18 protein-coding genes, 3 tRNA genes and 1 riboswitch are annotated in these 21,034 nt (G+C 64.8%); of the genes, 14 read left to right on the top strand and 7 right to left on the bottom strand.

What is annotated here, in order from left to right; translation table 11 throughout:
* Nucleotides 1-3: 3 nt before the first annotated feature.
* The 3 genes from ftsH to tilS form a co-directional block, all read right to left on the bottom strand.
* Entirely contained in the window at nt 4-2,013 is a 2,010-nt protein-coding gene (gene ftsH, locus E3O11_RS03690; protein WP_092451774.1) for an ATP-dependent zinc metalloprotease FtsH, read from the bottom strand.
* A gap of 82 nt (nt 2,014-2,095) precedes the next feature.
* Nucleotides 2,096-2,668, bottom strand: a complete 573-nt coding sequence (gene hpt / locus E3O11_RS03695; RefSeq protein WP_092451772.1) for a hypoxanthine phosphoribosyltransferase — start codon at nt 2,666-2,668, stop codon at nt 2,096-2,098.
* A 28-nt stretch (nt 2,669-2,696) separates the two neighbouring features.
* Nucleotides 2,697-3,671 (bottom strand): tRNA lysidine(34) synthetase TilS, encoded by a 975-nt coding sequence (gene tilS, locus E3O11_RS03700; protein WP_092451770.1) that lies wholly within the window; start codon nt 3,669-3,671, stop codon nt 2,697-2,699.
* Between the two features lie 45 nt (nt 3,672-3,716).
* On the opposite strand from tilS, the gene ppa reads away from it, so the two are divergent.
* Nucleotides 3,717-4,208, top strand: a complete 492-nt coding sequence (ppa, locus tag E3O11_RS03705; RefSeq protein WP_092106945.1) for an inorganic diphosphatase — start codon at nt 3,717-3,719, stop codon at nt 4,206-4,208.
* A gap of 305 nt (nt 4,209-4,513) precedes the next feature.
* Here ppa and E3O11_RS03710 read toward each other — a convergent pair whose 3' ends face one another.
* Both E3O11_RS03710 and E3O11_RS03715 read right to left on the bottom strand, forming a co-directional pair.
* The gene (locus E3O11_RS03710) at nt 4,514-5,950 is read right to left on the bottom strand and encodes a C40 family peptidase (RefSeq protein ID WP_092451768.1); all 1,437 of its coding nucleotides are present in this window, start codon (nt 5,948-5,950) and stop codon (nt 4,514-4,516) included.
* On the bottom strand, nt 5,943-7,292 hold the full coding sequence (locus E3O11_RS03715) for a M23 family metallopeptidase (RefSeq protein ID WP_233195199.1): 1,350 nt from the start codon (nt 7,290-7,292) through the stop codon (nt 5,943-5,945). The genes E3O11_RS03710 and E3O11_RS03715 overlap by 8 nt, the downstream gene beginning before the upstream one ends.
* A gap of 255 nt (nt 7,293-7,547) precedes the next feature.
* Between E3O11_RS03715 and E3O11_RS03720 the strand changes: the two genes are divergently transcribed.
* The 8 genes from E3O11_RS03720 to E3O11_RS03755 all read left to right on the top strand — a co-directional run bounded on the left by E3O11_RS03720 (nt 7,548) and on the right by E3O11_RS03755 (nt 12,772).
* A tRNA-Glu gene (locus E3O11_RS03720) sits at nt 7,548-7,620 on the top strand.
* A gap of 99 nt (nt 7,621-7,719) precedes the next feature.
* Nucleotides 7,720-7,793: transfer RNA gene (locus tag E3O11_RS03725), tRNA-Asp, on the top strand.
* A gap of 70 nt (nt 7,794-7,863) precedes the next feature.
* Nucleotides 7,864-7,939, top strand: a tRNA-Phe gene (locus E3O11_RS03730).
* A 306-nt stretch (nt 7,940-8,245) separates the two neighbouring features.
* Nucleotides 8,246-8,587: a thioredoxin domain-containing protein gene (locus E3O11_RS17875; protein ID WP_198415542.1), complete on the top strand. Its 342-nt coding sequence runs from the start codon at nt 8,246-8,248 to the stop codon at nt 8,585-8,587.
* A 389-nt stretch (nt 8,588-8,976) separates the two neighbouring features.
* Complete coding sequence (locus tag E3O11_RS03740; RefSeq protein WP_134495407.1) at nt 8,977-9,483, top strand: HAD domain-containing protein; 507 nt, start codon at nt 8,977-8,979, stop codon at nt 9,481-9,483.
* A complete protein-coding gene (locus tag E3O11_RS03745) occupies nt 9,480-10,151 on the top strand; it encodes a haloacid dehalogenase type II (RefSeq protein ID WP_092451764.1) in 672 nt (223 codons plus the stop codon). The genes E3O11_RS03740 and E3O11_RS03745 overlap by 4 nt, the downstream gene beginning before the upstream one ends.
* Nucleotides 10,152-10,527: 376 nt before the next feature.
* The gene (locus tag E3O11_RS18015) at nt 10,528-10,842 is read left to right on the top strand and encodes an aldo/keto reductase (RefSeq protein ID WP_233195208.1); all 315 of its coding nucleotides are present in this window, start codon (nt 10,528-10,530) and stop codon (nt 10,840-10,842) included.
* A 31-nt stretch (nt 10,843-10,873) separates the two neighbouring features.
* Nucleotides 10,874-12,772 (top strand): Na+/H+ antiporter, encoded by a 1,899-nt coding sequence (locus E3O11_RS03755; protein ID WP_092451762.1) that lies wholly within the window; start codon nt 10,874-10,876, stop codon nt 12,770-12,772.
* On the opposite strand, the gene E3O11_RS03760 is transcribed toward E3O11_RS03755, so the two are convergent.
* Together E3O11_RS03760 and E3O11_RS03765 are read right to left on the bottom strand one after the other, a co-directional pair.
* The gene (locus E3O11_RS03760) at nt 12,769-13,143 is read right to left on the bottom strand and encodes a DMT family transporter (protein ID WP_092451760.1); all 375 of its coding nucleotides are present in this window, start codon (nt 13,141-13,143) and stop codon (nt 12,769-12,771) included. The two genes, E3O11_RS03755 and E3O11_RS03760, sit on opposite strands and share 4 nt — an antisense overlap.
* Before the next feature lie 11 nt (nt 13,144-13,154).
* Nucleotides 13,155-13,219, bottom strand: a riboswitch (guanidine-III (ykkC-III) riboswitch).
* Nucleotides 13,220-13,308: 89 nt separating this feature from the next.
* Entirely contained in the window at nt 13,309-14,358 is a 1,050-nt protein-coding gene (locus E3O11_RS03765) for a dipeptidase (RefSeq protein ID WP_092451758.1), read from the bottom strand.
* Nucleotides 14,359-14,829: 471 nt separating this feature from the next.
* Here E3O11_RS03765 and E3O11_RS03770 point away from each other — a divergent pair, with 471 nt between their 5' ends.
* From E3O11_RS03770 to E3O11_RS03790, 5 genes are all read left to right on the top strand, one after another.
* Nucleotides 14,830-16,377, top strand: coding sequence for a sugar transferase (locus E3O11_RS03770; RefSeq protein WP_092451756.1), 1,548 nt, complete (start codon nt 14,830-14,832; stop codon nt 16,375-16,377).
* Between the two features lies 1 nt (nt 16,378).
* On the top strand, nt 16,379-17,632 hold the full coding sequence (locus tag E3O11_RS03775; RefSeq protein WP_198415544.1) for a DUF1972 domain-containing protein: 1,254 nt from the start codon (nt 16,379-16,381) through the stop codon (nt 17,630-17,632).
* Nucleotides 17,629-18,402, top strand: a complete 774-nt coding sequence (locus E3O11_RS03780; protein ID WP_092451754.1) for a CDP-alcohol phosphatidyltransferase family protein — start codon at nt 17,629-17,631, stop codon at nt 18,400-18,402. Before E3O11_RS03775 ends, E3O11_RS03780 begins: the two co-directional genes overlap by 4 nt.
* Nucleotides 18,403-18,550: 148 nt before the next feature.
* Entirely contained in the window at nt 18,551-20,008 is a 1,458-nt protein-coding gene (locus tag E3O11_RS03785) for a tyrosine-protein kinase domain-containing protein (protein ID WP_092451752.1), read from the top strand.
* On the top strand, nt 20,008-21,012 hold the full coding sequence (locus E3O11_RS03790) for a glycosyltransferase (protein ID WP_092451750.1): 1,005 nt from the start codon (nt 20,008-20,010) through the stop codon (nt 21,010-21,012). The genes E3O11_RS03785 and E3O11_RS03790 overlap by 1 nt, the downstream gene beginning before the upstream one ends.
* The last annotated feature ends 22 nt before the right edge of the window (nt 21,013-21,034 follow it).

The raw sequence follows: 21,034 nt of genomic DNA on the forward strand, positions 1-21,034 counted from the left end.
CGCCTAAGCGGTCGCGGGGCGGGGGGTGCGGGCCGGCGCGCGTTTCGGTTTGGCGGGGGCGGCGTCACCGCTCGTGATGCCACCGTCGACGGCGGCACCGTCGATGGGAGCCTTCGGAGCCGGCATCGCGATCGGCGGCACGTCAGACACGGGGCGCTTGTCGCTCGACAGCCACTGCGGGCGCGACGGGAGCTTTTCGACGTTGGCGAAGATCTCGGCGAGAGCGGTCTGGTCGAGCGTTTCGTGCTCGAGCAGTGCCGTGGCGAGGTCGTCCAGGATCACGCGGTTCTTGATCAAAACCTCGTAGGCCTCGTCGTGGGCGTCCTCGAGCAGCTGGCGCACCTCGCGGTCGACGCTCTCGGCCACGCGCTCCGAGTAGTCGCGCTGGTGGCCCATGTCGCGGCCGAGAAACACCTCACCGGAACCCTGGCCGAGCTTGAGCGGACCGACGACCGCGCTCATGCCGAACTCGGTGACCATCTTGCGGGCCGTCGCGGTGGCCTTCTCGATGTCGTTGGACGCGCCGCTGGTCGGGTCGTGAAAGATGATCTCCTCGGCGACACGGCCACCCATGGCGTAGGCCAGCTGGTCGAGCAGTTCGTTGCGGGTGACCGAGTAGCGGTCTTCAAGCGGCATGACCATCGTGTAGCCGAGGGCCCGGCCGCGCGGCAGAATTGTGATCTTGGTGACCGGGTCGGTGAAGTTCATGGCGGTCGCGACGAGGGCGTGGCCACCCTCGTGGTACGCCGTGATGAGCTTTTCCTTGTCGCGCATCACGCGGGTGCGGCGCTGCGGTCCGGCCATGACCCGGTCGACGGCCTCGTCCAGGGCCCGGTTGTCGATGAGCTGGGCGTTCGAGCGAGCGGTCAGCAGAGCGGCCTCGTTGAGCACATTTGCCAAGTCGGCGCCGGTGAAGCCGGGCGTTTTACGGGCGAGGACCTCGAGGTCAACACCGTCGGCCATCGGCTTGCCCTTGGAGTGCACCTCAAGGATGCGCTTGCGACCGAGCATGTCGGGCGCATCAACGCCGATCTGCCGGTCGAACCGGCCAGGGCGAAGCAGAGCGGGGTCGAGAATGTCTGGTCGGTTGGTGGCGGCGATCAGAATGACGTTCGCCTTCACGTCGAAGCCGTCCATCTCGACCAGCAGCTGGTTCAGGGTCTGCTCGCGTTCGTCGTGGCCGCCGCCCATTCCGGCACCACGGTGACGACCAACGGCGTCGATCTCGTCGATGAAGATAATGGCCGGGGCGTTTTCCTTGGCCTGGCTGAACAGGTCACGCACGCGGCTGGCTCCGACGCCGACGAACATTTCCACGAAGTCCGAGCCGCTGATCGCGTAAAACGGCACGTTGGCCTCGCCGGCCACGGCCCGGGCCAGCAGCGTCTTTCCGGTCCCGGGAGGGCCATACAGCAGAACGCCCTTGGGGATGCGGGCTCCGACCGCCTGGAACTTGGCCGGCTCCTTGAGGAAGTCTTTGATCTCTTCGAGCTCTTCGATGGCTTCATCGGCGCCGGCGACATCGGCGAAGGTGACCTGTGGGCTTTCCTTGGAGACGAGCTTGGCCTTGGACTTGCCAAACTTCATGACCTTGCTGCCACCGCCCTGCATCGAGATCATGAGCCAGAAGAAGGCACCGATCAGCAGCACGGGCAGCAGGAAGCTCAGTACGGAGAGCACCCAGTTGGGCTGCGGCACCTCGTCGGTGAAGCCGTCCTTCGGGTTTGCTGCGGTCACCGCGGTGATGATCTCTTCACCACGCGGAGCAACGTAATAGAACTGAACCTGGGTGCCGAGGTCGCCGCTGGCCTTGGTCAGCGTGAGGTCGACGCGTTGTTCGCCATCGACGATAGTCGCCTCGGCGACGTTGCCCGATTCAAGAAAGCTCAGGCCCTCTTGTGTGCTGACCTCACGAAATCCGGACATGGTGATGAGGCTTGACCCCACCCAGACGGCGATGACGGCGAGCACAATGTACAAAATGGGGCCGCGGAGTAGCTTCTTGACGTTCATGGTGACCTCAGGCTAGCGCGCGTTTACAAGGGAATGCCGTGTGTTCGCCCAAAGGAAAACTCGGGCGCAGAGCCGAACGCTGTTAGAGCGCGGCGGCCGCGACGGTGGAATACACGTGCGGGGCGAGAATTCCGACCGAGCGCAGGTTGCGGTACTTCTCGTCATAGTCGAGGCCATAACCGACCACGAACTTGTTCGGAATGTTGAATCCGACGTATTTCACGTCGATGTCGACGCGCGCGGCATCCGGTTTGCGCAGCAGTGCGCAGATTTCAATGGATGCCGGACCGCGGGTTTTCAGGTTCGCCAGCAGCCACGAGAGGGTCAGGCCGGAGTCGATGATGTCCTCGACGATGAGCACGTTGCGGCCAGACAGGTCGGTGTCGAGGTCCTTGAGAATGCGCACGACGCCGCTGGACTGCGTGCCGGAGCCGTAGGAACTGACCGCCATCCAGTCCATCGTGATCGGGTGGCGCAGTTCGCGGGCCAGATCAGCCATGACCATGACGGCGCCCTTGAGCACGCCGACCAGCAGCAGATCGGTGCCGGCGTAGTCCGCTTCGATCTCGCGGCTCATTTCGGCCAGGCGATCGCGGATCTGCTCCTCGCTGATCAGGATCTCGGTGAGGTCGCCGTCAATGTCGCGAGGTTCCATATGAAAGGTGCAGTCCATTTCTTCAGATTTATGCTGGCACGGAAAAAATCAACAATCCGCCCTGCCGTATAACTCTAATACCCGGCAGGCTGAGTGCCCCCTGTCCATGCCAATCGGTCACGAGGGCCGCCACCGCCAGGGTCTGCCGCCGGTCGAGCCACACCCCACACTCCTGCTCCACTCCCAATCGGATCACGCGCTGCCGCACCGCAGCCGGCTGCGCTGCGAGAGCGGCCGCGTCGATCGTGCCATGAGCCCAGTGCCTGCGCGCGACCGCGTCGGCAAGCTCATCGAGCGCGTCGGAATCCTCGCGCAGCGCCTGAGCGGTGCGGGCGAGCGCCACGGCGACGCCGGGACCGAGCTCGCTTTCCAGCAGCGGCAGCACGGTTTCGCGCGCCCGCACCCGGGCATAGCGCGGGTCGAAATTGTGCGGGTCGGTCCACGGCGCGAGGCCGGCATCCGCACAAAATTGCCGGGTAGCGGCGCGACGGATGCCCAGCAACGGTCGTAAAATCGGCCCGGTTTGCGCCGCCATTCCGCGCAGGCTGGTCGGCCCGGAGCCCCGGGCCAGCCCGAGCAGCACGGTTTCGGCCTGGTCGTCGAGGGTATGACCGAGCAGCACGCCGCTCGCCCCGGTCTGCTCGAGCGCCGCAGTGAACGCCGCATAGCGTGCGGTGCGTGCGGCCGCCTCCGGGCCGGTTCCGTCGCCGTCGACCGTCACGCTCCAGACGAGCACGGGGTCGAGGCCAAGCTGGCGGGCGGTCTCGGCGGCTGCGACTGCGACATCCGCTGATCCGGTTTGCAGATTGTGATCGACGATGACCGCGCCGGCACGGATACCCGCGCGCCCGGCCTCGAAGGCGGTCGCCGCGGCCAGCGCGAGCGAATCGGCGCCGCCGCTGAGTCCAACAAGCACGAGCCCCTCGGTCGGCAGCAACGCGCGCACGGCCCGGCGAATATCGGCGATGGCCGGGGTCAGACGCGGGCGGCGGGTGGATTCCATCCAGTAACGTTATCCGCAGACTTAGATCAAGGGAGAAACAACGCCATGGCCGAATACGACGCAGTTATCGAAATCCCCCGCGGGAGCCGCAATAAGTACGAGGTGGACCACGAGACCGGCCGGGTCTATCTCGACCGCGTGCTCTACACGAGCTTTATGTACCCCACCGACTACGGCTACTTCGAGAACACCCTCGGCCTCGACGGCGACCCGGTCGACGTTCTCGTGCTGCTCGACTACCCGTTGTTCCCGGGCGTTGGCGTCTCCGTGCGTCCGGTCGGCGTGTTCAACATGACCGATGACGGCGGCTCAGACGCCAAGGTCATCGCCGTTCCGGCTGGCGACCCGCGCTGGGACCACATTCAGGATGTCCTCGACATTCCGGAGTACACCCGCAAGGAAATCGAGCACTTCTTCGAGCATTACAAGGACCTCGAGCCGAACAAGTGGGTCAAGACCGAGGGCTGGGGTGACGCCGCCGAAGCCAACCAGATCGTGGTTGACGGCATCGCGAAGCTGGCCGAAGAGGGCCACTAGCCCGCAGGACCTTCCTGAGGGGGCCCAAATCGACCTAAAACCGGTTTCGGTTGAACGGTTTGCGCCCCCTCAGCGCGAAACAGCAGGCGGGCGCTACGAACAGGGGCTCCGGTCACCGGTTATCCGGCGGCAGGAGCCCCCTTTTTGGTGTCTGGCTCGGGGCCCCCACCCGCGGGGGCTACATCAGAAAATCCGCCAAGTGCTGGTGCGGTCGTCGCACTGGTCTGCTGGCCATCGTGCGATCCCGCGAAGATCTCCAGAATTAGCTACACGTCCGGTCTCATGCGGGGCCTGAGAGCTCCGCGCTACGCTGCGGGGCGACCGACGTAGGGCGCAACAGCCCAGGACGACCAGATGCTGTGCACCCGCACGCGCGCCGAGGGGTTCGGAGCTTCGAGAATCTGCCCGCCGCCGACGTAAATCGCCACGTGGTAGTAATTGCCGGGGCTGCCCCAGAACAACAGGTCGCCCACCTGCACCTGCGCGAAGGAGACGAGCTTGCCCTGCCGCGCCATGGTGTTGTACTGGTCCGTGGCCGAGTGGGTGCCGATGTAGATGCCCGCCGCGGCGTAGGCCGCCTTGGTCAGACCCGAGCAGTCCCAGGCGTCGGGGCCGGAACCGCCGAAAACGTAACGGTCGCCGAGCTGGTCGCTGGCGAAGGCGAGAGCGGTGTCGACGGCACTCGCATTCGGCGCCGGAACGGTCGTACCGCCGCCAGCCGGAGCGCTCGGCACGCTCGGCACGCTCGGCACGCTCGGCACCACCGGAGTGACCGCGCCAGACCCCGAACCATTGCCGGAACCGGACCCAGAATCCGAGCCGGAACCCTCAGCGGCCGCGGCGTCCTGCGCCGCTGCGGCAGCGGCAGCATCCGCTATTGCCGCAGCGGACGCCTGAGCCTGCGCGAACGCTTTCGCTGCAGCGGCCGCTTCTTCGCCGACGTGAAAGCTGCGCTCAGCCTCGGCCGTGGTGTCCTTGAGCAGGGCGAGCTGCTCGAACAGCTCGCTCGACCGGCGTTGCTGAGTGTCGTAGGCTGCCTCGGCCGCCGCTGAGCTCGCAGCCGCCGCCTCAAAGGTGGTCTTGGACTCTGCGGTGAGGCGTTCGCGTTCGTCGGTGGCCGACGCCGCCTGGTCGCCGAGCGACTCGGCCGCGTTCTGGTCCTGGCGCGCTTCGGTGTAAATCTGCTCGGACTGCTCGCTGAGCTTGCTGGCTGTACCGAGCTGACTGAGCAGGTCATCGGCGCTGTTGCCGCTCAGGAACAGGTTGAGTGAGAGACCGTTGCCGCCGGACTTGGCGAGGTGGGCCGCGATCAGGCCGGCCCGCATCTTCGACGTCGCAGCGGCAGCCTCTGCCTTTTTCGCCTGCGCGTTCAGGCTGGCTTCCCGCTCGGTGGCGGCAGCCAGGGAGTCCTGGGTGATGCGATATTCCTCGGCCGCCATCTGTGCGGTCGTCACGGCGGTCGCCGACTGGGCGGCCAAACCGTCCAACAGCTCACCCAGCGTGGCAATTTCAGTCTGCTTGGTCGACTCGTTCTGCTTGGCCTTTTCGACGTCGTTCCAGCTCGGGTAGTCCGGCGCGGCAAACGCCGCCCCGCCGGCCGCGGCAACGGATGCCGTCACGGCCGAGACCGCGCCGATCGCGACGGCCGAGAACAGGCGCTTCGATCGTGCGTGAACTCGTGCACGTGCAGTGGTGCTCGGTAACGCTGCGGTATTCCGTGCAGGTGTGCTGTTGTTAGCCAAGTGCTGCTCCCCGGTCGGCCATGAATGGAACGGGATTGATGCGGTTTCCACCAATCCAAACTTCGAAGTGCAGGTGGCAGCCGTTGGCGGCCCCGGTCTGTCCGGAGCTGGCGATGAGCTGCCCCGCCGATACAGACTGGCCGACACCCACGTTGTACCCGCCGTCGCGAATGTGGGCGTAGCCGGTCGAGACGTTGTCGCCGTGGCTGATCTTCACGAAGTTACCGTAGGTGCCGAGGCGTCCGGCCCAGGTGACGACGCCGGCGTGGGCGGCGTAGATGGGCGCGCCGCAACCGGTGCCGAGGTCTGTCGCGTAGTGAAAGCTTCCGCTGCACTGTCCGCCGCTGCCGCAAATGGTCGAGCGGGGGCCGTAGCCGCCGGTGATGCGTCCGCTGGCCGGTACGCCCCAGCCGGACATGCTCACCGTTCCGCCGGAGCCGCCGCTGGCGCGCGCTGCAGCCGCGGCCACCCGCGCACGTTCGGCCTCAGCCGCCACCCGAATTGCTTCGAGGCGGGCACGTTCGGCCACGCCAGCCTCGTAGCCGGCCGTTGTCGTGGCCTGGGCGTCGCGCATGAACTGCAGCTGCTGCTCGAGCTCGATGCCCTTGGCTTCGGATTCGGCGAGGGCATTGGCCGCCGCCTCGGCCGCGGTCTGTGCCGCAACGAGGGCGGCCTCGGCGGCGACGCGCAACACTTCGCGTTCCGCCTGGGCGACCTTGGCCTGGTCCCCGAGCGACTGGGCGTTGTTCATGGCGGACTGCGCCTCGTCGTACACATCCGAACTGCGCTCAACCAACTTGCTCATACTGCCGAGTTTTGCCAGCAGCAGGTCGGCGTCGGCGCCGTCCCCTCCGCCTTCCAGGAACAGGTTGACGCTCAGGTCCGTGCCACCGGTGCGGTAGAGCTGGGCGGCGAGCTGGCCGGCCTGCTTGGTGGCGGTATCCGCTGTGGCCTTGCTGTCGTCTGCCTGCTTCTGGATGTCCTCGGCCCGACGGGTGGCATCGTCAAATTCTCGCTGCGCGTCTTCGAGTTCGATGGCGCTCTTCTCGGCGGCGGCCTGGGTCTCCTGCACCTGCACCTGCAGGCTGGCGATGAGATTCTCGATCGCGGTCACCTGCGCGGCGGCGGCACTGGTGTTCGCCTTGGCGTTCTGCAGATCCTGCCACGAAGGGTAATCGACCGCCCGCGCCGGGGCGGCCGGGGCCACCAGCGTGACCAGAAGGGTCATGGCTGCGACGACGCTGGTTAGCGCCAGGCCGTGCCGCGGCCACCGACTGCCCGCTCGAAAACGGCTGGCCGGAGCGTTTCCGGAGCGGCGGATCACGGCTGTAGAACGAATCATTGTTTCCCAACGGGCTTTCCAGCTGCAGCTTGCGCCGCAGCAGACTCTTCAGAGTAACAAATTGAGCAGGTTTGGCCCAGTTTCAACGCCGAATCTAACTCGCGAAAAGGGCTGTGGCCCGCACATTTGTGGGCGCGGTGCGAATTGGCGTCACAAAATGGGCAGCTTTCAAGCGGATGCTGCGCGCGTCGATTTGGCCTTCGCCCTACAAGACCGTATGCTTACTCTTCGGCAGCCATGAACTTTATGGCTCACGGCCCCATCGTTTAGCGGCCTAGGACGGCGCCCTTTCACGGCGTTAACACGGGTTCGAATCCCGTTGGGGCTACGCAAACTGCACGTGCACACAGAGTAAGTGAAAAAGTAGTAAAGAAATAGAATAGTCTTACCGAGTGCCTCGCACACAGATTCACAATTTTCACCTCGAGGCCCTGTAGCGCAGTTGGTTAGCGCGCCGCCCTGTCACGGCGGAGGTCGCCGGTTCAAGTCCGGTCAGGGTCGCAAAGGAAATATAGCCCTTTCGAAAGGAAGGGCTTTTTTTCTTAGAAGACGCGTTTTGACGTATCTTTGGGGCCCTGTAGCTCAGTTGGTAGAGCGTTCGACTGAAAATCGAAAGGTCACCGGATCGACGCCGGTCGGGGCCACCACCGCCACTCCCTAGGAAACTCACTCGTGAGGGACTCGGGGAGTGGCCTTTTTTATGCCCGGTCCGAGTCTCGGGCAGCGCGCCCGCGACAGTGCGTCCTCGACAGGGCGGGTGCGAGCTGCAGCTCACTTGAATCGTTGTCGTCGGGTGCCTGCGGCCCGGTGGCCTTGGCGCCGGTTCGCGACGGCGAGATGGCCCTGAGCCAGAAACTGGTTCTGACTGCAGAAACGCTGTGCCGGCCCAGGCCTGAGCTCAGGGTCGACGGCTCCAGCCCATTCGGGAAATTCCTCGGGCTGACTCCTTGACGGTGAGCACATCACGAAAAGTGAACCATGTGACGGATGCCCTCCCGACGCCCACCGACGACGGTGCAGCCGATCACCTGATCGGATTGCACCTGCCTGACATCGCCCGTGCATCGACATCGGGCGGTGAGATGAGCATCAAAAACGTCTCGCCCGGGCGCTGGGTCATGTTTATCTATCCACGAACCGGTGTTCCGGGCCAGGCCGAGCCAATCGGATGGGCAGGCATTCCCGGAGCAAAGGGGTGCACCGCCGAAGCCCGCAGCTTTCGCGACAACCTGGCCCAGCTCCATGAGGCCGGTGCGCGAAGCGTGACCGGGCTCTCCACGCAGAGCAGCGCTTAACAACGCGAGGCCGTCGAGCGGTTGCACCTGCCCTACCCGCTCCTCTCCGACGAGAATGGGCGATTGGCCGGGGCGCACAAACTCCCAACCTTCATGGTCGCAGGCTTGACACTTCTCAAGCGGATGAACCTCGTCGTCGACGGGCAGACCGTCAGGCACGTGTTTTATCCCGTCTTCCCGGCGGACGCTCATGCAGAACAAGTCCGTGCGTGGCTGCGAGCAAATCCCGCGGACTGATGTCCCGAGAACAATCGCTGCCGGTCACCGTTTCAGGAAGCGCCCGTACGCGGAATCGAGCGGGACGGACCATCCATTCACGAGGCAGCGCGCATCAGGTGCCGAAGGTGGCAGCACCGACATCATCCGAAAGGAACACCTAGGCTCGAATGATGACCACGCGCACCGTTCTTATCCTGCTCGACGTCGATGGGGTACTGAACCCGCGGGTCGTCGGCCAGCGGCTTGTGCTCGATGCGCCGCGCCAGGAGCTCGTGCGGCGGCTCGCCGAGCTGGGATCCATCGTCTGGGCGACCACGTGGTCACCCACGCACACGTTTCACCTGACCCGGGACCTCGGCCTGGCAGCAGACACCGAGGGCATCGCCTTTCCGCGCAACCTGCACGCCGCTCCGTCAGCTCCCGCACCGACAGCGAAGCTGCACTGGGTCGCCCGCTGGCTGGCCCGGCAGGAGCCGCAGCCCGACGCGGTGATCTGGATCGATGACATCCTGCGCCAGGATGCCGTCGCCTGGGCGGCCGCCGAGGCGCGACCCACGCTTCTGGTGCAGCCCGACATGAACATCGGACTCACCGCCGCGCACATCGACGACGTGCAGCGCTTCATCGCGCGCCTGGTGCCGACCGACACACCCACCAACCCACGGAGCGAGTCATGACCAGCACACCATCAGTGATCGTATTCGATGTCAACGAGACTCTCTCCGACATGTCCCCGCTGAGCGCCCGATTCGTGGAGATCGGCGCCCCGGCCGAACTGGCCCGAATCTGGTTCGCCGCGCTGCTGCGGGATGGCTTCGCCCTCGCCGCCGCGGGTGGTACTGCAAAATTCGCGACGATCGGTTCGGAGATTCTGCGCGGACTGCTCCGCGATGTGGCGCTCACCCGCAGTCTCGACGATGCCGTGACCCACATCATGAACGGCTTCCAATCGTTGAGCCTGCACCCGGACATCGCTGACGGAATCCGGGCCCTGAAAAGCGCGGGCATGCGCCTCGTGACATTGTCCAACGGATCGGATCAGGTAGCCGAGTCCCTGCTGACCCGGGCCGGGCTGCGGAGCGACTTCGAGGCCGTACTCACGGTAGAAGACGCCCCAGCGTGGAAGCCGGTTCAGGCCGCCTACGACTATGCCGCGGCTGCGTGCGGGGTTACAACGGGCGACTTGGTGCTGGTGGCCGTGCACCCCTGGGACATCCATGGGGCGGTCAGGGCAGGCCTGGGCACCGCGTGGTTGAACCGCACGGGCGAGGCCTACCCGAGCTACTTTGCGGCACCGGAGCACACGATCACCGCTTTGAGCGACCTCGCCCGTCGACTCAACTAGGGTACGAATGTGGCCGCTGAACGTCGGTTTGTGTCCGTCTGCGTCCAAAATGGGCACATGAGGACGATGACATCACCGAATACACACTTCCCGGTCTCCGACATCGTTCTCGGGCTGATGCGAGTTGTTCCCCTCGCCGACCAGGAGGTTCGATCCTTGGTTGGAGCCGCCCGGACGCCGGCATAAATTTCTTCGATCACGCCGACGTGTATGGCGGCGAGCCCCACGAATGCGAGCGGCGTTTCGGCGAAGCCGTCACGTTTTCCGCCGAAGGACGGGCAAGCGTCGCCATCCAGTCCAAGGTCGGCCTTCGATCGGGCTTCTGGACTTCTCCAAGGGGCACATCCTACGGTCCGTCGACGAATCACTCGCGGCGTTGAAGACCGTTTACCTCGACCTGCTGCTGCACCGTCCCGACGCGCTCATGGAACAAGATGAGGTCGCCGAAGCCTTCAAGATTCTGCACGATGCGGGGAAAGTACTCAATTTCGGCGTCTCCAATCACACTCCCGGGCAGGTCGAGTTACTGAAGCATTCGGTGGCGCAACCGCTCATCGTCAATCAGGTGCAATTGAGCATTACGCATGCGCCGCTAATCACCGCCGGCGTTTCGGCCGTGGGGTCTCATATCACCCTCACCAGGGGAGAATGGTACCGACTCTTCACTGCCACCGGACATATCTTGCCGTAGTCAGTCCCCTGCAACTCTTGGCGGTAAAAAAATGAATGTCGCACTCGGTCTTCTCACTCTCGTCGCCGTCGTCTGCGCGGCCAGTGCTCTCGCGAGGCGCCTGAACCTGTCCGTTCCACTGCTGCTGGTGGTCGTTGGAGTGATCGGCTCGTACCTGCCGTTTATTCCAGCGATCAAGCTGGATCCGGAACTGGTATTGGTGGGCATCCTGCCTCCATTGCTCTACGCGGCCGCCATTCGTACCTCCCTGGTCGAGTTCCGCACAAACCTGCGTTCTATCGCACTACTGTCGGTCGGCTACGTCATTTTCGGAACCGTAGCCATCGGCCTCGTCGTCTGGTGGCTGATCCCGGAGATTCCGCTGGCTGCGGCGTTCGCCCTAGGCGCGGTGGTGGCTCCGCCGGACGCGGTAGCGGCGACCACGATTGCCCGTCGCGTTGGGCTACCGCGCCGGGTAGTGAGTCTTTTGGAGGGCGAGTCACTGGTCAACGATGCGACCGCACTGGTGCTCCTTCGCACGGCGATCGTTGCTATTGGCGGCAGCGTCACCGTCTGGCAGGTGGCGTCTGACATCGCTTTGGCCGCTGGTGGAGGTATCGTGATCGGACTAATCGCGGCGTGGCTCCTGTTGCAGATCCGAAAACGGGTGCGTAACGTCGCCATAAACACGTCCATGTCTCTCGCAGCCCCGTTCGTGGCCTATATCCCGGCGGAGGAGATCAACGCATCGGGCGTGTTGGCTGTCGTCGTGGCCGGCCTCGTGATCGGCACCAAGTCGCCAGCGATGCCCGGCGGCGCCTCCCGATTGAGTCAGCGCAGCAACTGGGCCACCGTCCAGTTTTTGCTCGAGAACTCCGTCTTTCTGCTGATCGGGTTACAGGTGCGCACAATTATTGAGGCGACCTCCGGCGATTCGCTTGGCGCCGCGCGCATCTGGGGCACCTGTATTGTCGTATTCGTCGCGGTTCTCCTGTTGCGCCCGGTGTGGGTGTTCCCGGCCATTTATCTGCCTCGGCTGATACCCAAAATTCGCGCGGCTGACCCCGCACCACCCTGGCAGTTGCCCACCATCGTGTCTTGGGCGGGTATGCGCGGTGTGGTCACCCTGGCTGCCGTGTTCGCCCTGCCAGAAGACGTCGCACACCGCCCCGTCCTCGTTCTCGCGGCCCTGGGAGTCGTGGCGGGAACGCTGGTTGTGCAAGGCCTCACCTTGCCGTGGCTGGTACGGGCCCTCGGCGTGCACGGCCCAGATATCCATGCGGATGCGCTCAGCCAGGCCGCGCTGATGGACCAGGCCACCGCCGCGGGAATCGAAAACCTGCGCCAGCACACCCGGCCCGGCGATTCTCCAGAGGTGCTGGCCATGCTCGAACGCCGCACGCAGGAACGCAACAGGGCAGCATGGGAGCGCCTCGGGCGTTCGGAGCTCGCAGACCGCACTCCCAGCAAGCGCTACGTGCAGCTGAGGCTGGCCATGCTCGATGCGGAGCGCGCCAGGGTTCTCAAACTGCGTCGCACCGGCGATTACGCCCACGAGGTGATCAGTGAAGTGCTGGAGATGCTCGACGTGGAGGAGTCCATGTTGGATTCCTCCACCGAGGGTGCGGACATCGACGCCCGCACCCCGGCCCGACCCGCCAATCGGCGCGACAACGACGAAGCGCGCCTGGGCGCGGGCGGCTGCGAGCACCTACGGACCGTGGGCGAGCAGTCAGTGCCGCAGGACCCTGAGTGTAAGGACTGTGTGCGCGAAGGCACCACCCCGGTACACCTTCGAATGTGCCTGGCCTGCGGAAACGTGGGGTGCTGCGATTCATCCGCGGGTCAGCACGCGACCAAGCATTTCCAACAGTCCGGCCACGCCATCATGTGCAGCGCCGAGCCGCGGGAATCATGGCGCTGGTGTTACGTTGACGAACTCCTCGGCTAGCGCGTGCTCGTCGACTCGTTGTAAAAACCGTCCCCGAGAGCTGCAGTTTTGGGCGGGGTGTCGACGAGTTTGAGGCCGACGATGCAGCCGATCAGGCCGAGCAGCAGCGCGATCTTCAGCCACGACACGCTCGCATCGCCGCTGATCATGGCCCAGACCACGGTGAGGGCCGCGCCGATGCCGACCCAGACGGCGTAGGCCGTTCCGATCGGAATCTCCCGCATCGCCCAGGCCAGACCGCCCATGCTGAGTGCAAGCGCACCGCCGAAGATAATGGTCGGCCACAACTTGCTGAAGCCCTCGGACTTGCCGAGCGCCGTCGCCCAGACAGCTTCCAGCACTCCGGACGCAATGAGTACGATCCACGACATGACTGCTACTCCTCGGCCAGTCTTGTCTTGTGCCGGGTACTGATCCGTCGTCCGGGGCCGCATTTCGCGACCTCCCTCGACCATAGGCAGACCCACTGGGCAAAGCCTGTGCAGAGCCGCACGAAACAAGCGGATGCCGCAGCATCCGTTCACCGGCAGCAGCCGTTACGCGATAAACGCGCGATAGGCGGGGTCGTTCGCGCGCAGCACGCGCAGCACGTTCTGGTAGCCGAGCTTGGCCAGGTCAGCGTCGCTCCAACCGCGACGCGACAGCTCGGCGAACAGGTTCGGGTACTCCGAGACGTCGGCCAGACCAACCGGCATGTCGGGGCAGCCGTCGAAGTCACCGCCGAGGCCGATGTGGTCGACGCCGGCCACCCGCCGGGCATGCTCAACATGGTCGGCAACGTGCGCGACCGTCACGAGCGGCTTGTACCCCGCCGAGCCTTCGTCTTCCCAGCGTCGATAGTCGGCCGAGATGAACGCGGGCACGAAGGTGATCATCTGCACACCATTGTTGGCCTTGAGCTGGGTGAGAATCTGATCCGGCACGTTCCGCGGGTGGGGGTTGAGAGCAAAGCACGACGAGTGGCTGAAGATGAGCGGCAGCTCGGTCGCGTCCAGCGCGTCCTGCATGGTCGCGGCCGAGACGTGCGAGAGGTCGATCATCATGCCGATGCGGTTCATCTCCGCGATGACTGCTCTACCTCGATCATTTATTCCGTCGTGGGTCACATCGCCCACTGCTGCGTCAGCCCACTCGGTCGAGGAATTCCAGGTCAGCGTCATATACCGCACACCCAGGCGGGCGTATTCGCGCAGCACGGCGAGCGAGTTGTTGATCTGATTGCCGCCTTCAACGCCCAGCAGCGACGCGATTCTTCCATTCAGCTGGGCGCGCTCGACGTCGTCGGCCGTGACGGCCCACTCGAAGTCGTCGGGATACGCCGCAATCAGGCGGTGAATGAAGTCGATCTGCTCGAGGGTTGCCTGGACCGAATCCGTCCCCTCCAGATCGGTGTGCACCCAAACCGACCAGAACTGGCCGTGTACGCCTCCGCGACGCAACTTGGGGACATCCGTTTGAAGCGCGCTGCGCCCGGAATCCTGCTCGGAATCGAGTCCGCTGACGGAATAGTCACGATGCGCGCGGCAGGCCCAGGCAAGATCGTTGTGTCCGTCAATGACAGGAAATCTCGTAAATCTTTCGGTCATGTGAATTCTCCCCGGCAATGCGTTGGCTCCGATCAGCCTACGACCCGCGCCGTGCGGGTGCGCGGCCGCCGATAACGCCCAAGTGTGCCGCAATACCGCACGTTAATGAGACGCCAAGCCGTTCGTGGCGACACAAACATGGCCCGTGACGGACTGCCCTACCCGGCACGGGGAAGCTGCCCCCCGTTGAGGTTACAGCGCGGCCGACTTGAATCGGGGTAGTCTCTGCCAGTAAGTTGCTGAGAAAGAATCATCTTCACTGCCGCGCTCCACCGAGAGACAAGTGCCAGCATCGTCACCTTGTCGCTAAGACCACCTGTTCCTGTAAACCCGACTGCAGGGAATGCAACGTGACACACACCCCGACCCGTCGCTCCACCGTCAGCGCAGCCTGCGCCAGTCCGGTGCCTCGCGCACCCGATTGCCCCTATCTGGCCGCGCCCTGGCGTTCGATCACACCGGGAAGCACGCATGAGTGAACCCGACTCCCCCGCGCCACTCCCGGTAGGCGATTCCCTTCGTCGCGCGCCGAAGCTCCGTCTCGTCGACCAGGCTGCGTCAGCCACCCGTGACATCGCGCTCGACACCCCGTCGTCGGGACTCATCTGGGCGCGCCGCTACCGCACGAAGCTGCGACTGACCGATGTCACCGTCATCGTGCTGGCCGTGGCTGTTGCCCTGGTCTTTCGGTTCGGTGTGCGCGGTATTCCGGCCGTTCCCGGATCGTTCGGCGCCAATTATTGGCTGGTGTCCCTGCTGATCGTGGTGACCTGGCTCGTCGCTCTCGAGCTGTTCCATACTCGCGATTCGCGCGTGGTGGGTGCGGGAGCGCACGAGTACAAACAGGTGGTGAATGCGAGCGCCGTGACCTTCGGCATGCTCGCCATCGCCTTTCTCATCTTGCAGGTTGACATCGCGCGCCTCTTTTTCATTCTCGCGCTGCCCCTCGGCGTCATCGCCCTGGTATTCGAACGGTGGTTGTGGCGCAAATGGCTGCTGCACCAGCGCACGTTCGGCCACTATCTTGCCCGGGTCATCGTGGTGGGAAACCGGGAGGACGTTGAGTATGTCGTCAGCCAGATCGACACCAAGTCTGGCGCCGCGTACTACATCGTCGGGGCCGCACTCGAAGAGAGCGACAGCGCTGAGATAGCCGCTGGCGACCGCCTGGTGCCGATCGTGTCCGATCTCGAACATGTCGCCGCTGCCGCATCGGCCATGGGCGTCGACACGGTCATCGTGGCCGGACAGCCCAGCGGTGGCAGCGCCTACATCCGCAACCTCGGCTGGGACCTCGAGGGCACGTCGGCCGAGCTCGTTCTCTCCAGCCGGCTAACGGATGTCGCTGGTCCCCGCATCCACTTCCGTCCCGTTGACGGCCTCCCGCTGATCCACGTCGAAATCCCCCGGTTCGAAGGGGGCCGTCATGCCCTCAAACGCACCCTGGACATCGTGACGACCGGACTCGCCATCGTGTTTCTGCTGCCCGTCCTGGCCGTGATCGCTGTGCTGATCAAGATCGACAGCCCCGGCCCGGTGCTGTTTCGCCAGGAGCGTTGCGGCCGCAATGGCCAGACCTTCCGCATGATCAAGTTCCGTTCCATGGTGGAGACGGCCGAAGACGACCTGGCTGGCCTCCTCGACCAGAACGAGGCCGCCGGGGTGCTGTTCAAGATTCGCAATGACCCCCGCATCACCAAGATCGGCCGGGTGCTGCGCAAGTACTCGCTCGACGAGCTGCCCCAGCTCTGGAACATCTTTGTGGGTGAAATGAGTCTGGTCGGCCCCCGTCCGCCGCTTCCGGAGGAAGTGCAGGGCTACGAGACCCACGTGCACCGACGCCTTTATATCAAGCCCGGTCTGACCGGCATGTGGCAGGTCAACGGGCGTTCCAACCTGAGTTGGGAAGACAGCGTTCGGCTCGACCTGTACTACGTCGAGAACTGGTCGCTGGCCGGCGATCTGATGATCATCTGGCGCACCTTCAAGACCGTCATCCAACCAGTAGGGGCGTATTGACATGACCGTGGGGACCGAACTCACTGCGCCCACCAGCCAACGACGCCTGCACATCGCAATGATCGGCACCCGCGGAGTACCCGCCACTTACGGTGGTTTTGAAACGGCCGTCGAGGAGATCGGCCGGCGAATGGTCGACCGCGGCCACGACGTAACCGTGTACTGCCGCCACACGGTAGAGCCCGCGCCAAAAGAATATCTCGGCATGACGCTGGTTGAGCTGCCGGCCCTGCGGCACAAGATTCTCGAAACCCTCAGCCACACCGGGCTCTCGGTGCTGCACGCGACCACCCATCGCCGCCTCGATGTCGCGTTCGTCTTCAACGCCGCCAATGCACCGTTCGTCCCTCTGTTGCGCCTGCGCGGAATTCCCAGCGTTGTGCACGTGGACGGACTCGAGTGGAAGCGCGACAAGTGGGGCCCAACCGGCCGCCGCTATTATCGGTGGGCCGAGGAGGTAGCTGTTCGTGAAGCGGATGCCCTGATCGCCGACGCGCAGGGAATCGTCGACTACTACCAGGATGAGTTCGAGGTGCCCACCGAGCTGATCTCGTACGGCACCAAGATTCTTACGGACACCCCGTGCGATCGGCTCGCCGAACTCGGCCTCCTCCCCGGCGGCTACCACCTCGTCGTCGCTCGGTTCGAGCCGGAGAACCATGTCGATGTGATCGTCGAAGGCTACCGGGCCAGCGGCGCCCTGCTTCCGCTCGTGGTGGTCGGCTCTGCACCGTACGCGGTCGATCACATCAATCGCATTGCCGACCTGGCCGCCTCCGATTCGCGTATCCGCATGATCGGAAGCGTCTGGGACCAGGGCCAGCTCGACCAGCTGTACGCGCACGCGCGCACCTACCTACACGGCCATTCCGTCGGCGGAACCAACCCCTCGCTGCTGCGGGCGATGGGTGCCGGCACCAAGGTCATCGCCTGGGATGTCGTCTTCAACCGGGAGGTGCTCGGCACCCACGGTGCCTACTTCAGCCACGCGGACTCGCTCGGCGCCCTGATCGAAGACTCCGAGCGGAGCCCCGATCGCACCGCCGAGGTCGGAACCGCGCTGCAGGAGCGGGCGGCGAAGTTATACAACTGGGACACTGTCACGGCGAGCTACGAGGGCCTTGCCCGCCGTGTGGCCGCTGGCTACAGCACGCACCATCAGAGCAGCGGCCGTGCCGAGGAGTCAACCTGGAGCCTGCCCGAGACCATGAGCCGGCAACCGTCAACCGCACCGTCCAGGGGAATCACACTATGACCAGCACGCCAGCCCCGACCGCGCAGCCAACGGAAGGCTATTTCGACACCGTACGCCGGTTGTCCTCCGCCCAGAAAGTCGCCACCCGCGGTGCGCCCGCCTACTCGGTCTACGTGAACCGACGAGTCGGCCGTTACATCGCGGCCGGCGCCTATCGGAAGGGACTCAGCCCCAATAATGTGACGGCGATCAGCGCCGGCTTCACTTTCTGCGCCATCGGGCTGCTCGCGATCGGCGAGCCGAGCTGGCTGCTCGGCATCACCGTGTGGCTGCTGCTGGCCGTCGGCTACGCCTTCGACTCGGCCGATGGCCAGGTCGCACGATTGCGTGGTGGTGGCTCAGCCTCCGGCGAATGGCTTGACCATGTCATCGACGCCATCAAGATCTCCACGCTCCACCTGGCCGTGCTGATCACCGCGTTCACGCATTTTGCCTTCACTGATCCGGCCTTGCTGCTGGTTCCGATCGGGTTCACCGCGGTGGCGGCCGTATCGTTCTTCGCGATGATCCTGAACGACTTGCTCAAGGCCAAGCATGCTCCCCTGGCTCCGCCATCGACCGCTCGCCGCACGGTGTTGCGCTCGCTCCTGGGGGTGCCGACCGATTACGGTGTGCTCTGCCTCGCGTTTGTGCTGCTCGGCGCTCCCCCGCTGTTCTTCGGGGTGTACGCCGTGCTCTTTGTCGCTAACGCACTGTATCTGGCGCTCGCTTTGGCCAAGTGGTTTCGGGACATGACCGCGCTGGGCGGCGTCGGAGCGACCCAGCCGTAGCTGGGCATCCGCTGCATCTGGACCGAGTATTCCAGCGCCCCTGAACTATTCGGCGACGTACCTCCTACTGGGGGATGTGCTGCGGCCCGACGAATGTGAGTTTTGATCAGCTTGATTGTAGTGTGGGCGCAACTGAACGGAGAATGCTGTGGAACCGATCGACTATTTGAGAACCATCACGAGGCGATGGCTGATCATCCTTATTGTCGGGCTGCTCGGCGGTGCGGCAGCGTGGGGGTATGCGGCGAGCCTGCCCCCGCAGTTCCAGGCCACCAACAGTGTTTTCGTCACGAGCGATCGCGGTGAGACCACCAGCGAACTCCTGCAGACCTCCACCTTCACGCAGAATCTCGTACAGTCCTATGCGCAGCTCGCGACGACGCCGACCGTTCTCGGCCCGGTGATCACCCGATTGGAACTGGATACGACCCCCCAGAGCCTCGCCGCCCAGGTGTCCGCCGTCACGCCGCTCAATACCGTGTTCATCAATATCACCTCCACCAGCACGTCAGCGGAGCAGGCCGTCGAGCTGGCCGACGCCGTTTCACTGTCGCTCGCCACGACGGTGGAGAGCCTGGCACCCAAGGGCCCCGACAATTTGCCGTCGATCTCGGTGAAGACCGTGTCACCCGCGCAACTCCCCGGTGCACCGTTTTCGCCCAATACCAGACTCATCGTGCTCACCGGCCTGCTGCTCGGCCTCATGGTCGGCGTGCTTTATGCCCTGGCCCGGGAGGTTCTCGATACCCGGGTGAGCACGCAGAAGGACCTCGACCGGGTTTCATCGGACCCGCTGCTCGGCATGGTCGGGCGTAAGCGGCGCTCCGACCCCGCGGGCCTGGCCATGCGGGTCATGCCCCACAGCGCGCTGGCCGAGGCCTACCGCCGGGTGCGCGCCAATCTCGAATTCATCGACGTTGACAGCCCGCCGCGCAGTACAGTCGTCACCTCCGCCGTCGCTCGCGACGGAAAATCCACGACCGCCATCAACCTTGCGCTGGCCATGGCCGAGCGCTCCGCGAAGGTGCTGCTGATCGACGCCGACCTGCGACGCCCGTCTATCGCCGAGCTGTGTGACCTCGAGGGCGACGTCGGCCTCACCACAATTTTGCTCGGCGACGTCGGACCCGAAGATGCCATCGTGCGCTGGTCCGATGGTCTCGATGTACTGCCGTCCGGTGCCGTCCCGCCGAACCCCGGGCGACTGCTCGGTTCGGCCGCGATGAAAACGCTGATGAAGCGCCTGCTCGAAGACTATGACTTCATCGTCGTCGACTCCCCTCCACTGCTTCCGGCGACCGACGCCCTCGGGCTATCTCACCTCACCGACGGCGCCATCGTTGTGGCTCGCTACAAAACGACCACCCGTCAGCAGCTCACGACCACCCTCGAGTCCCTCGAAGCGGTCAACGCCCGCATTCTCGGCATCGTACTGAACCAGGTGCGCGAACATCGCGCCGAGGTCTACTACGGACCGCTCGCACCCGTGAAGCGGGTGTCCGCACCAATGACCGGACCGGTCAACCGAGTCACGGCCACCCGAGCGCCCAAAGCCGCGTTCGATGACTCCGGCCGCCGCGACTCGGAATCGGCGCGGACCAAGTAGTGCGCATCCTCGAGTCGTTTCCGGAGGGCCGCGCCACGACCAACCCCTACCTCGTTCAACTCGACCGGGGGCTGCGGGAGCACGTGCAGGTTGACGGATTCTCTTGGTGGCGTGCGTTGACGGCACCATACGACGTGTTCCATGTGCACTGGCCAGAGATTCTGCTGCAGGGGCGCACCCCGGCGCGCGCTCTGGCTCGGCGCCTGCTGTTCGCACTTCTGCTGACGCGACTGCGGCTGCGCCACACGGCCGTGGTTCGTACGCTGCATAACCTGCGCAGCCACGAAGAGAAGTCACCGACCGAGCGGCGCCTGCTGCAAGCGTTCGACCGCCAAACCACCCTGTGGATCCGGCTCAACGCGTTCACTGCGCTTCCGGCGGGCGCGCTCGAACGTACGATTGCACACGGCGATTACCGCGAGTGGTATGCCGGTCAGACCTGCCCCTCGACAGTTCCCGGTCGCCTGCTCTTTTTCGGCCTGATTCGCCCCTATAAGGGCATCAACACACTGATCGAGTGCTTCACGGCGATAACGGATGCTGCGGAATCGTCCGCAACGCTGCGGATCGTCGGTCAGCCCCACACGCCAGAGCTGGCCCGAACGTTGGGAGCTCTGGCGGCCGGAGACCCACGCATCGAATTCAGCCTGGGCTACGCGAGCGACGAGACGCTCGCCCACGAGATCGGCGAGGCCGAGCTAGTCGTCCTCCCGTACCAGGAGATGCACAATTCTGGCGCCACATTGTTGGCCTTGTCTCTCGGCCGCCCCGTTTTGGTGCCGCGGAACGCTGTCACCGAGGCGCTGGCGAACGAGGTGGGCGGCGACTGGGTGTTGACCTACCCCGACACACTCTCGCCCCAGGACCTCACCGATGCGCTCGCCGCCGCTCGGTTCTCGTCCCACACGGCTCGTCCCGATCTCTCGGCCCGCACCTGGGAGACCGGCGTGGCCGGGCACCTGGAGGCGTACGCGTGCGCGGTGCGCGCCGTTCGAGCGCGCTGAGCACCCATCCACCGAGTTGGCT

The sequence above is a fragment of the Cryobacterium levicorallinum genome (assembly GCF_004402405.1).
GTDB classification, from domain to species: Bacteria; Actinomycetota; Actinomycetes; order Actinomycetales; family Microbacteriaceae; genus Cryobacterium; species Cryobacterium levicorallinum.